This is a genomic window from Shouchella rhizosphaerae, assembly GCF_036700015.1.
GTDB classification, from domain to species: domain Bacteria; phylum Bacillota; class Bacilli; order Bacillales; family Bacillaceae_D; genus Shouchella; species Shouchella rhizosphaerae.
Genome location: NZ_CP144921.1, coordinates 667,866 through 682,428, shown reverse-complemented (window position 1 = coordinate 682,428; position 14,563 = coordinate 667,866). Strand labels below are relative to the sequence as shown.

Annotated in this window: 14 protein-coding genes; 12 read left to right on the top strand and 2 right to left on the bottom strand. The window is 45.8% G+C overall.

Going from position 1 to position 14,563, the window contains the following annotated elements; all coding sequences use genetic code 11:
• Nucleotides 1–54: 54 nt before the first annotated feature.
• Both V5G21_RS03670 and V5G21_RS03665 read right to left on the bottom strand, forming a co-directional pair.
• Nucleotides 55–273: a hypothetical protein gene (locus tag V5G21_RS03670; RefSeq protein WP_041823995.1), complete on the bottom strand. Its 219-nt coding sequence runs from the start codon at nt 271–273 to the stop codon at nt 55–57.
• Entirely contained in the window at nt 266–1,360 is a 1,095-nt protein-coding gene (locus V5G21_RS03665; protein ID WP_035202745.1) for a Rap family tetratricopeptide repeat protein, read from the bottom strand. The genes V5G21_RS03670 and V5G21_RS03665 overlap by 8 nt, the downstream gene beginning before the upstream one ends.
• A 308-nt stretch (nt 1,361–1,668) precedes the next feature.
• Here V5G21_RS03665 and V5G21_RS03660 point away from each other — a divergent pair, with 308 nt between their 5' ends.
• The 12 genes from V5G21_RS03660 (at nt 1,669) to V5G21_RS03605 (ending at nt 14,563) form a co-directional block, all read left to right on the top strand.
• Nucleotides 1,669–2,685, top strand: coding sequence for a sugar-binding transcriptional regulator (locus V5G21_RS03660; RefSeq protein ID WP_011247864.1), 1,017 nt, complete (start codon nt 1,669–1,671; stop codon nt 2,683–2,685).
• Between the two features lie 63 nt (nt 2,686–2,748).
• On the top strand, nt 2,749–3,756 hold the full coding sequence (gene gap / locus V5G21_RS03655) for a type I glyceraldehyde-3-phosphate dehydrogenase (RefSeq protein ID WP_011247863.1): 1,008 nt from the start codon (nt 2,749–2,751) through the stop codon (nt 3,754–3,756).
• A gap of 80 nt (nt 3,757–3,836) precedes the next feature.
• Complete coding sequence (locus tag V5G21_RS03650) at nt 3,837–5,021, top strand: phosphoglycerate kinase (RefSeq protein WP_011247862.1); 1,185 nt, start codon at nt 3,837–3,839, stop codon at nt 5,019–5,021.
• A 17-nt stretch (nt 5,022–5,038) separates the two neighbouring features.
• On the top strand, nt 5,039–5,794 hold the full coding sequence (gene tpiA, locus V5G21_RS03645; protein ID WP_011247861.1) for a triose-phosphate isomerase: 756 nt from the start codon (nt 5,039–5,041) through the stop codon (nt 5,792–5,794).
• Nucleotides 5,791–7,323 (top strand): 2,3-bisphosphoglycerate-independent phosphoglycerate mutase, encoded by a 1,533-nt coding sequence (gene gpmI, locus V5G21_RS03640; RefSeq protein ID WP_011247860.1) that lies wholly within the window; start codon nt 5,791–5,793, stop codon nt 7,321–7,323. The genes tpiA and gpmI overlap by 4 nt, the downstream gene beginning before the upstream one ends.
• A 23-nt stretch (nt 7,324–7,346) precedes the next feature.
• Nucleotides 7,347–8,636: a phosphopyruvate hydratase gene (gene eno / locus V5G21_RS03635; RefSeq protein WP_011247859.1), complete on the top strand. Its 1,290-nt coding sequence runs from the start codon at nt 7,347–7,349 to the stop codon at nt 8,634–8,636.
• A gap of 149 nt (nt 8,637–8,785) precedes the next feature.
• Nucleotides 8,786–9,490 (top strand): GntR family transcriptional regulator, encoded by a 705-nt coding sequence (locus tag V5G21_RS03630; protein ID WP_011247858.1) that lies wholly within the window; start codon nt 8,786–8,788, stop codon nt 9,488–9,490.
• Between the two features lie 24 nt (nt 9,491–9,514).
• A complete protein-coding gene (locus V5G21_RS03625; RefSeq protein ID WP_073304737.1) occupies nt 9,515–10,435 on the top strand; it encodes a dihydrodipicolinate synthase family protein in 921 nt (306 codons plus the stop codon).
• Nucleotides 10,436–10,440: 5 nt separating this feature from the next.
• Nucleotides 10,441–11,904 carry an alpha-ketoglutaric semialdehyde dehydrogenase GucD gene (gene gucD, locus V5G21_RS03620; protein WP_338465224.1) on the top strand — a complete coding sequence of 488 codons (1,464 nt, stop codon included), beginning with the start codon at nt 10,441–10,443 and terminating at the stop codon, nt 11,902–11,904.
• A 2-nt stretch (nt 11,905–11,906) separates the two neighbouring features.
• Nucleotides 11,907–13,076 (top strand): mandelate racemase/muconate lactonizing enzyme family protein, encoded by a 1,170-nt coding sequence (locus tag V5G21_RS03615; protein ID WP_011247855.1) that lies wholly within the window; start codon nt 11,907–11,909, stop codon nt 13,074–13,076.
• 20 nt (nt 13,077–13,096) lie between these two features.
• Nucleotides 13,097–14,071, top strand: coding sequence for a tripartite tricarboxylate transporter substrate binding protein (locus tag V5G21_RS03610; RefSeq protein ID WP_073304733.1), 975 nt, complete (start codon nt 13,097–13,099; stop codon nt 14,069–14,071).
• Between the two features lie 18 nt (nt 14,072–14,089).
• On the top strand, nt 14,090–14,563 hold the full coding sequence (locus tag V5G21_RS03605; RefSeq protein ID WP_011247853.1) for a tripartite tricarboxylate transporter TctB family protein: 474 nt from the start codon (nt 14,090–14,092) through the stop codon (nt 14,561–14,563).

Genomic DNA, 14,563 nt, shown 5'->3' with positions numbered 1-14,563 from the left:
ATCGAAAGGGTGCAGATGTAGTAAAAAAGAGAACCGATTGGCTCTCTAGTAACATTAAACGTTTAGCTTTGCCTTATGAATGAAAGTAATATCCCCTTTATCACGGTCGTCAATGGAAGTAATGTCGCCTTTATCATGGCTGTCAATGAAAGTAATGTCCCCTTTATCGCGGCTATTTATTTCACTGTCAGCCTGTGTGTTTGTAAAAACAACAAATGAAGCTGCTGCGATGAAAGAGACGACAAGTGAAACGACCAACTTTTTCTTAAACAACGGAATCAACTCCTAAAGTATGTTGGTATAAGCGTGCACCATGGGCCACTTTCATATATTTCAATGCCAGTCTCGTATTTCCTTCCTTTTCTGCAAAGTGAGCAGCTTCTTCAGCAAGTTCACTCACCTCAAAGTCCATTCCTTCTTTTTGGAGCTGTGCGATGGCTTGGTCAACCAAATCATAGTTTTTATCGATGTGAAGGCCTTCCGTAAATAAGCAGCGTGCGTTGTATTCTTTGCTTTTGTAGTAGGCGGCACCTGCTTTTGCAATTTGGAAGTGTGGGAGAGCCTCTTCGATTTTTCCTTGATTAAAGAGCACGTTGCTCAAATTGTATCTAGATTTGGCACCGAAAATGGTGTTTTTGTGCTCAGGGATGTCAAGCGCTCGTTTAAAATACGTTTCCGCCTCGTCAAACTTTTTTTGGCCTTGCTTGTTTAAACCTAGCGTCCGCAACACTTGTCCATATACAATTGGAATGCCTTTAGCACGCTCTAGCGCCTGTTTTAAGATGGCTTCGCCTTTTTCAGGGTTGTTCAACTCTTGATGAATACAAGCAGTGATGATTTGGCAGTTTATCGCTGGCTCATGATATTGAAGCCGATCGAATAGGACGTTTGCTTGTTCCATGTAGGACGAAGCAATCAAATAGTGGTTGAGACGATAATAAACAAGGCCAATATATTGATAAAACTCCGCTTCCTCCGCCTCGTCGTTTACGTATTCTAGTAGTCGTTCGGCTTTGCGAAACAGCTTTACAGCGGACCGGTACCGTTCTTGCGTAAACTCGTATTGGCCGCTAACAAAGTAATAGAGATACTTGAGAAGGTGATCGATTTCGGTCTTTTCAGAAATCGGTTCTATTTCCTCAGGGCATTCGTTTTTATCGTAACGGCTGACTAAAATCTGGTGTTTAAATTCGACTAGTGAGTAGAAGGCCATAAACTTGTCGCTTGGGTCCATCGCTGGTAGAAGCTGTTTGACCTCTTCTTTTAAAATAATCGCCTGTTCATATGACTTAGAAAGAAGGCAACTATACCATTCTGCAATCTTTGCCCCAACCGATTCAGAACGTATCGTCCTCCCCATAAAACCAACCTCCTAATGAATCCCATTAATATTCATATAATAGCAAAGAAAATAGGACTTGCCTACTATTATAAGAATTTTCCCCAAAGTTATAAAACGTTATCTCTGAAAACAAAATAGGAACATGTCCTTTTGCCAATCATCTGGATTTTGATAATAGGCTTGCCATTATCAAACGGAGGATGTTTTAGTTGTCTGTTTTCGACTTCCTTGGTACAATACAAGTGTAGTAAATGTTTTTGCTCTAACCGGGACATAATATGTCTGCGAGGGACGTTATATGTCCCGATAAACGGAGGAGGTGTTACATGCGGACGCTTATTAATCTGCAAAGACAGATTGTTCCCGAATTAATGGAAACAATGGCGAAGCGTTATCGCTTGCTGCAATATATCCGTTTAATGCAGCCAATCGGGCGCAGAAGCCTAGCAACCAATTTGCAAACCTCCGAACGTATCGTCCGTGGGGAAGTGACGCTTCTTAAAGATCAGGGGCTCATTGAACTGACGACGGCAGGCATGCGCCTAACTGAAGCAGGCGAAGCGTTGTTTTTAGAGCTTGCTGATATGATGGCAGAGCTGCTTGGGCATCGCCGGCTGGAAGAAAAGCTGAAAGAAAAACTTGGCGTCAGCCAGGCGATTGTTGTGGCTGGTGATAGCGACGAAGAAGAATGGGTGAAGCAGGAGTTAGGTAGAGCTTGCGTCGATGAATTGAAACGTGTGGCTAAGAAAGGCGACGTCTTCGCCGTAATGGGCGGTACAACGCTTGCAGCTGTAGCAAATATGGTCACGCCAGATGAGACGTTAGCGACAACGACGTTTGTGCCCGCTAGAGGCGGGTTGGGCGAAAAAGTTGAAATCCAGGCTAATACCATTAGTGCTGAGTTTGCCAGGCGCTCAGGAGCTTCTTACCGGTTGCTGCACGTTCCTGATCAATTAAGCGAAGAAGCATACCATTCACTTGTATTGGAACGATCAGTTAGGGAAATCCTAGATGTGATTACGTCTTCTGCGGTTGTCATGCATGGCATCGGCGATGCGAGGCGAATGGCAGCTAGGCGCGATTCTGGTCAGCCGTTTATCGAGACATTGAAACGGGAAGAAGCGGTAGCAGAAGCGTTCGGCTATTACTTCAATGCAAATGGAGAGATTATCCACAAGCAGCGAACAATTGGCTTGCAATTAGGCGAGCTGGAAGGCAAGTACGTGATTTCAATCGCTGGCGGGCATACGAAAGCAAATGCGATTCTCGCTTATATGAAGAATCGGCCAAGTGATGTACTTGTAACAGACGAAGGAGCAGCTAGACGGCTGTTATCTGAGTAAGATCCTGTAAAAAAGGCAACTGCCTTTTTAATAAAAAGAAATTAACGCTAGGAGGAAATCATCATGGCAACAAAAATTGGTATTAACGGATTTGGCCGCATCGGCCGTAATGTATTCCGCGCTTCCCTTAAAAACCCGAATGTAGAGGTAGTAGCAATCAATGATTTGACAGATGCCAATATGCTGGCACACTTGTTAAAATATGATTCTGTACACGGTGTTCTTGACGCTAAAGTTGAGGCAAAAGACAACTCACTCGTTGTCGACGGAAGAGAAATTTCTGTATCTGCTGAGCGCAACCCTGCTGAGATTGGCTGGGACAAGTACGGCGTTGAAGTTGTAGTGGAATCAACTGGTTTCTTTACAAAGCGTGCAGACGCTGCGAAACACCTTGAAGCTGGCGCGAAAAAAGTTATTATTTCTGCTCCTGCTTCAGACGAAGATATTACAATTGTCATGGGTGTTAACGAAGACAAGTACGATCCGGCCAACCATCATGTGATTTCAAATGCCTCTTGTACAACAAACTGCTTAGCGCCGTTTGCAAAAGTACTTAACGATAAATTTGGCATTCGTCGCGGCATGATGACGACTGTTCACTCTTATACAAACGATCAGCAAATCCTTGACTTACCACACAAAGATTACCGTCGTGCGCGTGCGGCCGCAGAAAACATCATTCCGACAACAACTGGTGCAGCGAAAGCTGTTGCCCTTGTGCTACCTGAATTAAAAGGGAAGCTTAACGGTGGAGCTATGCGTGTACCGACTCCTAACGTTTCTTTAGTCGACCTTGTAGCTGAGCTTGACAAAGACGTAACCGCTGAAGAAGTAAACGGAGCTCTTAAAGAAGCAGCAGAAGGCGATCTTAAAGGCATTCTTGCTTACTCTGAAGAGCCGCTTGTTTCTGGCGATTACAACGGCAACCCACATTCTTCTACAATCGACGCGCTTTCCACGATGGTCATGGAAGGCAATATGGTTAAAGTGATTTCTTGGTATGACAACGAATCTGGCTATTCTCACCGTGTTGTAGACTTGCTTGATTACATTGCTGGCAAAGGGCTTTAAGTAAAAATAGGCTTCAGAGGAGGAAGGCCATCTGCCTCCCTCCTTTGCGCTGTCTAGATGTCCGATAGGAGGATCAAGTAATGAACAAAAAAACGCTTTATGACTACGATTTTGCAGGCAAAACGGTATTTTGCCGAGTCGATTTCAATGTTCCGATGAAAGATGGAAAGATTACTGATGAAACGCGGATTCAAGCAGCTTTGCCTACGATTAAATACTTAAGTGAACAAGGGGCGCGCGTTTTGCTAGCAAGCCATCTTGGCCGCCCGAAAGGCGAAGTGGTAGAAAGCTTGCGCTTGGCGCCTGTCGCGACACGCCTTAGCGAGCTGTTAGGAAAAGAAGTACAAGCCGTCCAGGAAGCGCACGGTCCAGTAGCAAAACAAGCAGTGGAAGGTCTTGAAGACGGTGGCGTGTTGCTGCTTGAAAATGTCCGCTTTTACCCAGGGGAAGAAAAGAACGATCCTGAATTAGCGAAAGCGTTTGCTAGCCTAGCCGACATTTTTGTCAATGATGCATTTGGGGCGGCACACCGTGCCCACGCTTCAACGGAAGGCATTGCCCACTATTTGCCGTCAGCAGCTGGTTTTCTAATGGAAAAAGAACTGGATGTACTCGGCAAAGCGTTAAGCAACCCTGAACGTCCGTTTACAGCAGTCATTGGTGGCGCAAAAGTAAAAGACAAGATTGGCGTTATTGACAACTTGCTAGATAAAGTCGACAATTTAATTATTGGCGGCGGTCTCGCATACACGTTTGTCAAAGCGCAAGGCTATGAAGTTGGCAAATCGTTGCTTGAAGAAGATAAGCTCGATTTAGCCAAGCAGTTTATGGAAAAGGCTGAACAAAAAGGCGTTAAGTTTTATATGCCTGAAGATGTCATTGTTGCCGATGATTTTTCTGACGACGCCAACAAAAAAGAAGTGGCCATTAGCGGCATTCCAGCTGATTGGGAAGCGCTTGACATTGGGCCAAAAACACGAAAAACCTATGAAGCTGTATTAAAAGCTTCAAAATTAGTGATTTGGAACGGGCCAATGGGTGTGTTTGAGCTCGAATCGTTTGCAGGTGGCACAAAAGCAGTTGCAAATGCGTTGGCAGAGGCGTCAGATACGTATTCAGTCATTGGTGGCGGCGATTCAGCGGCAGCCGTTGAACAATTTGGCCTTGCCGACAAAATGAGCCATATTTCAACAGGCGGAGGCGCCAGCCTTGAATTTATGGAAGGCAAGGAACTTCCAGGCGTTGTCGCACTATCAGAAAAATAATGCAGCGGGGTGATACTATGCGTAAACCAATTATTGCAGGAAACTGGAAAATGAATAAAACAATCGGCGAAGCTGTTGATTTTGTCGAAGCAGTAAAAGCAAACGTTCCCGCACAGGCAACGGTTGATTCGGTTGTTTGTGCGCCAGCCTTGTTTCTTGACCGTTTGCTCCAAGCGGTAAAAGGAACTGAGTTAAAAATTGGTGCTCAAACGATGCATTTTGAAGACAATGGCGCATTTACAGGGGAGATCAGCCCTAAAGCATTGTCTGATATGGGTGTCCATTATGTGATTATCGGCCATTCAGAACGGCGAGAAATGTTTGCCGAGACAGATGAGACTGTCAATAAGAAAGTGCATGCCGCATTCGCCCATCATTTGGTTCCGATTATGTGTTGCGGTGAAACGGCTGAAGAGCGTGAAGCGGGTAAGATGGAAGCTGTTGTAAAAGAGCAAGTAGAAAATGGCCTTGCTGGTTTAAGCGAAGAACAAGTTAAACAAACAGTAATTGCGTACGAGCCTATTTGGGCGATCGGCACAGGCAAATCAGCGACAGAAAAAGACGCGAATGAAGCTTGCGCTTATGTGCGTCAAACGGTGGCCGCTAATTTTTCTGAAGAAGCAGCTGAGGCGATTCGCATCCAGTACGGCGGCAGCGTAAAACCTGGCAACATTAAAGACTACATGGCCCAACCTGACATAGATGGCGCCCTCGTTGGTGGAGCCAGCTTGGACGCAGATTCGTTTTTAGAATTAGTGGGGGCAGCAAAATGAGTAAAAAGCCAGTAGCCTTAATCATTCTCGATGGCTTTGGCCTGCGAGAGGAAGAGAAAGGCAATGCCGTGGCACATGCTCAAAAGCCGAACTTTGACCGTTACTGGAACGAGTTTCCGCATGCCACGTTACGGGCAGACGGTGAAAATGTCGGCTTGCCAGAAGGGCAGATGGGCAATTCAGAAGTTGGCCATTTAAACATTGGTGCTGGGCGCATTGTGTACCAAAGTTTAACGCGTGTGAATTTGTCGATTCGCGAAGGCGACTTTTTTAAGAATGAGACGTTCATAAAGGCAATGGACCATGTTAAAGAAAAACAATCGGCACTCCATATATATGGTTTGTTGTCCGATGGCGGCATCCATAGCCACATCGACCATATTTATGCCTTGCTTGATATGGCAAAACAACAAAACGTCGAGCGCGTTTATGTCCATGGCTTTTTAGATGGCCGCGATGTCGGCCCCACTTCAGCAGAAGTATACTTAAAAGGATTGCAAGACAAATTTGATGAAGTCGGCCTCGGGAAGCTGGCGACTGTGCACGGCCGTTACTACGCAATGGATCGCGACAAACGTTGGGATCGAGTTGAAAAGTCATACCGTGCAATGGTTTATGGCGAAGGCCCTTCCTATAAGAACGGGCTAGAGCTGCTCGATGACAGCTATAAAAACAACATTGTCGACGAGTTTGTGATCCCGTCTGTTATAACAGAAGAGGATGGTACACCTGTAGCAACTGTCAAAGACGATGACGCCGTCATTTTCTGCAATTTCCGCCCTGACCGCGCTATCCAGCTATCACAAGTTTTCACGAATGAAGACTTTCGTGGGTTTGACCGCGGGGAAAAGATGCCGAAGCGCCTCCATTTTGTCTGCTTAACGAAGTTTAGTGAAACAGTGAAAGGCTTTGTTGCCTTTAAGCCGACAAACTTGGACAATACGCTTGGCGAAGTCCTTTCCCAGCAAAACTACACACAGCTACGGATTGCAGAAACCGAAAAATACCCACACGTGACGTTCTTTTTCAGTGGCGGCCGTGAAGATGAGTTTCCAGGCGAAGAGCGGATTTTGATTAACTCGCCTAAAGTCGCTACTTACGACCTTAAACCGGAAATGAGCGCTTATGAAGTAACCGATGCGCTCGTCAAGGAAATCGAAGGCGAAAAACATGATGTGATTATCTTAAACTTTGCCAACCCTGACATGGTTGGGCATTCAGGAATGTTGGAGCCAACAGTTAAAGCGATTGAAGCCGTGGACGAATGCTTAGGCCGTGTGGTCGATGCATTGCTACAAAAAGGCGGAGCAGCGATTATTACAGCAGACCACGGCAATGCCGACGAAGTCGTGACACTTGACGGCAAACCGATGACGGCGCATACGACAAACAAAGTGCCTGTCATCGTAACCGAAAAAGGAATCACCCTTCGTGAAGACGGCATTTTAGCTGACTTGGCGCCGACTGTGCTTGATTTGCTTGGCGCGGACAAGCCGAAAGAAATGACAGGCAAGACACTTAAACAATAAATTCAATTTAGGAGTGAATTGACATGACGATTATTTCTGATGTTTATGCACGTGAAGTCCTTGACTCTCGTGGCAACCCGACTGTAGAAGTAGAAGTTCACCTAGAATCTGGCGTTATGGGCCGTGCCCTTGTGCCAAGTGGCGCCTCGACTGGCGAATACGAAGCGGTCGAACTTCGCGACGGCGGAGACCGTTATATGGGCAAAGGTGTCCAAAAGGCAGTTGACAATGTAAATGAAAAGATCGCTCCTGAACTAATTGGCGAAAACGCGTTGGACCAAATTGGCATCGACCGTTTGATGATTGAACTTGATGGGACAGAAAACAAAGGCAACTTTGGCGCCAACGCGATTCTTGGCGTGTCAATGGCCGTTGCCCACGCTGCTGCTAATGCACTAGACATTCCTCTATATGTCTATCTTGGCGGCTTTAATGCGAAGCAACTTCCAGTGCCAATGATGAACATCATTAACGGTGGAGAGCATGCCGACAACAACGTAGATATTCAAGAATTTATGGTCATGCCTGTCGGCGCAGAAAGCTTTAAAGAAGCGCTTCGCATGGGTGCGGAAATTTTCCATAACTTGAAGTCTGTTCTTAAAGCGAAAGGCTACAACACAGCAGTAGGCGACGAAGGCGGCTTTGCTCCGAACCTTTCTTCAAACGAAGAAGCGCTTGCCACGATCATCGAAGCGATTGAAAAAGCAGGTTATAAGCCTGGAGAACAAGTGAAGTTGGCAATGGACGTTGCTTCTTCTGAGCTGTACAGCAAAGAAGACGGCAAATACCACCTTGCTGGCGAAGGCAAAGTTCTGTCTTCTGAAGAAATGGTTTCCTTCTACGAAGAACTTGTTTCGAAATACCCAATTATTTCGATTGAAGATGGCCTTGATGAAAACGATTGGGAAGGCCACAAACTTTTGACAGAGCGCCTTGGCGATAAAGTCCAACTTGTTGGCGACGATTTGTTCGTCACAAACACGAAAAAGCTTGCTGAAGGCATTGAAAAAGGCATTGGCAACTCGATTCTGATCAAAGTAAACCAAATCGGCACATTGACAGAAACATTTGATGCAATCGAAATGGCAAAACGCGCTGGCTATACAGCTGTTATTTCCCATCGTTCTGGTGAAACAGAAGATGCGACGATTGCTGACATTGCTGTTGCCACAAATGCTGGCCAAATCAAAACAGGCGCGCCGTCTCGTACAGACCGTGTCGCCAAATACAACCAACTTCTTCGTATTGAAGATGAGCTTGCTGACCTCGCTCAGTACAATGGTTTGAAGTCTTTTTATAACTTGAGCAAGTGAGTCCTCAAGCGCAATGGATGTTAATGTGTCCATTGCGCTTTTCTTTGCTTATGTAGTAAAAGGAATTAAAAATAATGTTTTGACAATAAGCGTTTTATGTTTTATAGTGTGATATATCAGATTTCATATTTTAAATTGGAGCTGGTTGTATGACTGATAAGGATGAACGTTTCTTTTCTGTTGATCCAAATTTAGTAAAGTCGCTGCGTGAATTGGCAGTTGAAAAAATTCGCGAAGGAATTGTAAGCGGATACTTTGAAGTTGGTGAGCATTTAAAAGAGCGGGAATTATCGAAGATGATGGGGATTAGCACGACGCCAATCAAAGAAGCATTTCGGATCCTAGAAAATGAAGGCCTGCTTGTAACCGTCCCGCGCAAAGGTACATTTGTTTCAGAGTATGCTTCTACATCAATTGAAGAAATTCTGCTTCTGCGCGCCGCGGTCGAATCGCTATGTGCCCGCCTTGCTGCCATTAAAATGAGCGAAGAAGACGTAAACGAACTTGAGCAAGTGGTGCTTATCATGGAGAGCCTTCATAACAAAGGCGATTCAGATGCCTTGATTGAACAAAATTCACGGTTTCACCAATTGATTATCGCCAGTACCGAGAATAAGATGATGCAAACGATTTTAGCCAATATTCGCAGCATTGACAAAGCATTCCGGAAGCGTGCCCTTAAAGTCGAAGTCGAGCGCGAAGTCGGCTATCAAGAGCACAGAGCGATTTTTGAGGCGATTAAGCAACGAGAGCCAGACAAGGCGGAACAACGAATGAAAGACCATATTTTGCGGACGAAAGACAATATTTTGGCTGCAGAGGCGAGAGCACAGGCCGAGAATGGTCCGAGCTAATTTTTAAGAAAAGGGTGATCAACTGTGGCAAATAAGCCATTGGCAAAAGCATTAGAAACCATTTCTGGCATACCAATCACGCCGTTTCGAAAATCAGATGGCAGCATCGATTGGCATCACTACAAGGAAACTGTTGACAGAATCGTCGACAATGGCATTGATGTGATCGTTCCTTGTGGAAATACGAGTGAATTCTATGCACTGTCTCTTGAGGAAGCAAAAGAGGAAGTCCGGCGCACCGTGGAATATGTTCATGGCCGCGCGCTTGTCGTCGCTGGCATCGGTTATGCGACGTCAACAGCGATTGAACTTGGAAACGCTGCGAAAGCGGCCGGGGCAGATGCGGTCATGATTCATATGCCGATCCACCCTTATGTAACAGCGGGCGGTGTGTATGCCTACTTCCGCGACATCATCGAGGCGCTAGATTTTCCGTCACTCGTTTATTTTAAAGATCCTGAAATTTCCGACCGAGTGCTCGTTGATTTGGCGCCACTTCAAAACCTAGTCGGCGTCAAATATGCGATTAATGACTTGCCTCGCTTTGCCAAAGTGGTACGTTCGATTCCAGAAGAACATCAAATCGCTTGGATTTGTGGAACCGCAGAGAAATGGGCGCCCTTTTTCTGGCATGCCGGGGCAAAAGGGTTTACTTCTGGACTTGTCAATCTTCTGCCCCAAAAAGCAGTCGAGATGCTGGAAGCATTGCGAAACAATGACAACGATGCGGTTTGGCGAATTTGGGAAGACATTGTCCCTTTTGAAGACTTACGCGCGAAGTACAACCAAGGCAATAACGTCGTCGTCATTAAAGAAGCAATGGAAATGCTGAGGCAAAATGCTGGTGTGACAAGGGCACCTGTGAATGAATTAAGCAACGAAGATAAACAGCTTGTGACAGAGCTGCTTTCTAGCTGGAAGTTATTACAACCTACGAAAGGATGAGGCAAATGGCGATCAAAACAGAAGTCGTATTTGGCAATTATATTAACGGACGCTGGAAACAAGAAGCGGCTCCCCCTCTCGCAAGCATAAATCCGTCCGATGCCGAAGAAGTTGTGGGCTATGTCCAAAATTCCACCGCTGATGTCGTTGATGAAGCGGTGGAAGTGGCAAAGGGCGCTCTTTTATCGTGGCGGAAGCTGACAGGAGCGGAACGTGGCCATTATTTGTATCAAGCCGCCAATCAGTTAGAAAGCCGCCTCGATGAAATTGCGGAAACACTCGCCCGTGAAATGGGAAAAACATTGCCTGAAGCAAAAGGGGAAACAGCTCGCGGTGTCGCGATCCTTCGCTATTATGCAGGAGAAGGGTTAAGAGCAGATGGCGAGGTGATCCCTTCCACAGACAGCGAAGCGCTCATGTTTACGAAACGTGTTCCCCTTGGTGTCGTTGGTGTGATTACGCCATGGAATTTTCCTATTGCGATTCCTGTATGGAAAATCGCTCCAGCGCTTATTTATGGCAATACAGTTGTGTTTAAACCAGCAACAGAAGCTGCCGTAACAGCAGCAAAAGTAGTAGAGTGTTTTGCGCAAGCGGGACTTCCTAAAGGTGTGCTCAATTTGGTGACAGGGTCTGGCAAGGTGATCGGAAATGCATTAGTCGCCCATGAACACGTTCACGGCCTAACGTTTACAGGCTCAGAACAAACAGGTAAACAAATTGGAAAAGCAGCTGCCGCAAGGGGAGCGAAGTACCAGCTAGAAATGGGTGGAAAAAATCCTGTTATTGTCGCTGAAGATGCTGATCTTCATGTAGCGGTTGATGCGACGATTAGCGGCGCTTTCCGCTCTACGGGACAGAAATGTACGGCGACAAGCCGCGTCATTGTTGCTGAAGCGATTCTTCAAGACTTCCAGGAGCTTCTTCTGGAAAAAACAAAACAAATTACAATCGGCAAAGCCCTAGACGATGGCGTATGGATGGGGCCTTGTGCAAGTGAAGCGCAGCTTCGAACCGTTCTAGACTATATTGAAATTGGCAAAAAGGAAGGTGCGAAACTTTTATGCGGCGGCAAGAGAGTAACAGACGGAAACAGGGCGGCAGGCTATTTTGTTGAGCCGACGATTTTTACAAACGTGAACCGCCATATGCGAATTGCCCAAGAAGAAATATTCGGCCCAGTTATTGCTCTTATCACAGCGAAGAACATGGAAGAAGCGATCGAGATCGCCAATGACAGCCGCTACGGGTTAAGTGCTTCTATTTTCACAACCAACATTGAAAAAATGCTGTTGTTTATTGACGAAATGGATGCGGGCCTCGTTCGAGTTAATGCTGAAAGTGCAGGCGTTGAATTGCAAGCGCCATTTGGAGGAATGAAAGCGTCTAGCTCCCACTCTAGGGAACAAGGGCAAGCAGCAAAGGAATTTTACACATCCATCAAAACAGTATTCGTGAAAGGGCGATGAGGATGAAAATTACAGATGTGCAGTTAACGGCAATCGGTATGCCACGTTTGACTGGCTTTGTCAATAAACATGTGATCGTGCAATTGTTTACAGACGAAGGCATTGAGGGGATTGGCGAAATGTCAGACTTCTCTCATTTGCCGAAGTATGCGGTTGACATTGTTGATTTGGAGCGTACGTTAAAACAAATTCTTGTTGGCAAAAACCCATTTGACATAGCCCCGATCAATACAGAGCTAAATGGGAACTTCCCTGAAGCGATGTACTACTATGAAAAAGGCAGCTTTATTCGAAATGGCGTTGACACAGCGCTTTATGACCTTTGTGCAAAAGCGCTAGGCGTGTCTGTGTCCGATCTATTAGGCGGCCGCCAACGTGAGAAAATCAAAGTATGCTTTCCGATTTTTAGGCATCGCTTTATGGATGAAGTCGAGGCGAATTTAGAGCTCGTCAAAAAGCAATATGAGAAAGGTTTTGACGTATTTCGCCTTTATGTCGGCAAAAACGTTGATGCGGACGAGGCCTTTTTAGCAGGGGTTTACAACGAGTTTGGCGGCAAAGTAAAAGTGAAGTCCCTTGATTTTAGCCATCTCCTTGATTGGAAGGAAGCGTTACGGATTACACGGCGCTTAGCGAAATACCCAATCGATCTTGTTGAAAGTCCGGCACTCCGAAATGATTTTGCAGGACTGCACCATTTCCGTATGCGCTGTGAATTGCCGGTAAGCGAACATGTCTGGAGCTTGCGTCAGCAATCGGAAATGATTAAACATGATTCAGTTGATATTTTTAACATTGCGCCTGTGTTTATTGGCGGCATTACACAGGCAAGAAAAGCGGCTGATGCAGCGGCTGTAGCTGAAAAAAGCGTCCTTATCGGGACAACGCAGGAACTATCAATTGGCACAACAGCGATGGCCTATTTTGGTTCAACACTCGACCATTTAAACTACATTTCCGATCCAACTGGCCCAGAGCTTTATGTCGGCGATGTTGTTAAAAACAAAGTCAATTATGAAAACGGTTACTTACATTTGCCTGAACGGTCAACTATAGGGCTCGGAATGGAGCTTGATTGGGAAAAAGTCGAGCAGTATCGGGTCGAGTCCCTCAATTGGGAGGATGTATCCGTCCATCAATTGCAAGATCGAACCGCACAAACGCGCGCTTAAAACGGGAGGAGGTGTAAGTCGTGAAGTGGTTCCCTTTGCTCGTGCTGCAGGCTATTTTTCTAGTGGCCTGCAGCAACCACGACGAAACAGCCGTTACGCAAGCGGCCATTGATACGTATCCAAAGCAAACGATTGAACTTTATGTCCCAGCCTCGCCAGGGGGGCAGTCTGATGCGGGAGCGAGGGTGCTAGCGCGTCATATTAGCAAATATTTAGATAGCGATATTGTCATTGTTAATCAAGATACAGCAGGCGGTGCACTAGCGTTTGAAAATGTCTACCGCGCCAAAGCCGATGGCTACAAGCTTCTCTACTATCATCAAGCACTGCACACAAGTTATGCCGTTGGCCAATACGATTATTCGGCGTTGGAAATGACGCCGATTGGAACGTTTGCTGGCATTAACCAAGTTTTTGTCACGCGTGCTGATGCCCCGTGGGATTCATTAGAAGAACTTGTTGAGGAGGCGAGGCAGCACCCTTACGAAATCTTGTATGGTGGCCAAATCGGCGGCACTACTCATTTTATGGGGGAGCAACTTGGACAAGTTGCCGATGTCGACATAAAAGTGCTTGATGTCGGAGGAGAGTCTGACCGGATGACGGCGTTGCTCGGCAACCAAATTGATTTTGTTTCGACTGGCATTGGCAACGCCTTAAATTATATTGAATCAGGCGATTTTAAAGCGTTAGCCGTTCTATCAGAAGAACGGGATGAGCTGGCACCTGATATCCCAACTGCCCTTGAGCAAGGCTATGACGTTCAGTTTCCAATCATCCATACGTTATACGGGCCGCCTAATTTGCCTGAAGAGATCATTCACAAATGGAACGCAGCAGCAGAGCAGCTTGCAGAAGATGAAGAGTATGTACAAGACCTCGCCACCACGTTCCAGAGACATATTCAAATGGATCATAATGAAACCCTTACATTCAACCAAGAAGAACTCAAAAAAGCAGAAGGCATCGCGTTTGAGTTATTCCAAGAAGACTAGGGATAAGGGGGAGCCAATATGTCAAAACGCGATTGTTGGATTGGAATAGGAACGTTTCTTGTCGGCGCCTATATGATTTTGGAAACGCTTACGATGGATTATATGAGGCTTATGGATGATCCTGGGCCGGTTTTGTTGCCAAGAATTGTCGGAATGGCGCTTGTTGTTTGTGGTGTTGCTTTAACAGTAGGTGGATTAAAAGCAAAGAAAAAAACGGAGCGAAAAGAGGATTCGCCTGAGGCAAAAACGCGGGAAAAGAAAATGTATGTGATGTTAGGAAGTTTGTTTTTATACGCTGTCGCTTTCTCGGCGTTCGGATACGTATTAAGCACGTTCCTTTTTTTAGCTGCCACGACTTTATACTTATCGAGTAAGCGAACGAAAAAGCATGTTGTTCAAGTAACAGTGGCATCCCTACTTATTACGTTTTCAATCTATTGGATATTTACCGAATATCTAGATGTTTTATTGCCAGGCGGATTTTTTCGATGA

Excerpts from the sequence above, each read along its gene's own strand:
- gap (WP_011247863.1), top strand. The coding sequence starts at position 2,749 with ATGGCAACAAAAATTGGTATTAACGGATTTGGCCGCATCGGCCGTAAT.
- V5G21_RS03615 (WP_011247855.1), top strand. The coding sequence starts at position 11,907 with ATGAAAATTACAGATGTGCAGTTAACGGCAATCGGTATGCCACGTTTG.
- gpmI (WP_011247860.1), top strand. The coding sequence starts at position 5,791 with ATGAGTAAAAAGCCAGTAGCCTTAATCATTCTCGATGGCTTTGGCCTG.
- gucD (WP_338465224.1), top strand. The coding sequence starts at position 10,441 with ATGGCGATCAAAACAGAAGTCGTATTTGGCAATTATATTAACGGACGC.
- V5G21_RS03665 (WP_035202745.1), bottom strand. The coding sequence starts at position 1,360 with ATGGGGAGGACGATACGTTCTGAATCGGTTGGGGCAAAGATTGCAGAA.
- V5G21_RS03650 (WP_011247862.1), top strand. The coding sequence starts at position 3,837 with ATGAACAAAAAAACGCTTTATGACTACGATTTTGCAGGCAAAACGGTA.
- V5G21_RS03605 (WP_011247853.1), top strand. The coding sequence starts at position 14,090 with ATGTCAAAACGCGATTGTTGGATTGGAATAGGAACGTTTCTTGTCGGC.
- tpiA (WP_011247861.1), top strand. The coding sequence starts at position 5,039 with ATGCGTAAACCAATTATTGCAGGAAACTGGAAAATGAATAAAACAATC.
- V5G21_RS03660 (WP_011247864.1), top strand. The coding sequence starts at position 1,669 with ATGCGGACGCTTATTAATCTGCAAAGACAGATTGTTCCCGAATTAATG.
- eno (WP_011247859.1), top strand. The coding sequence starts at position 7,347 with ATGACGATTATTTCTGATGTTTATGCACGTGAAGTCCTTGACTCTCGT.
- V5G21_RS03630 (WP_011247858.1), top strand. The coding sequence starts at position 8,786 with ATGACTGATAAGGATGAACGTTTCTTTTCTGTTGATCCAAATTTAGTA.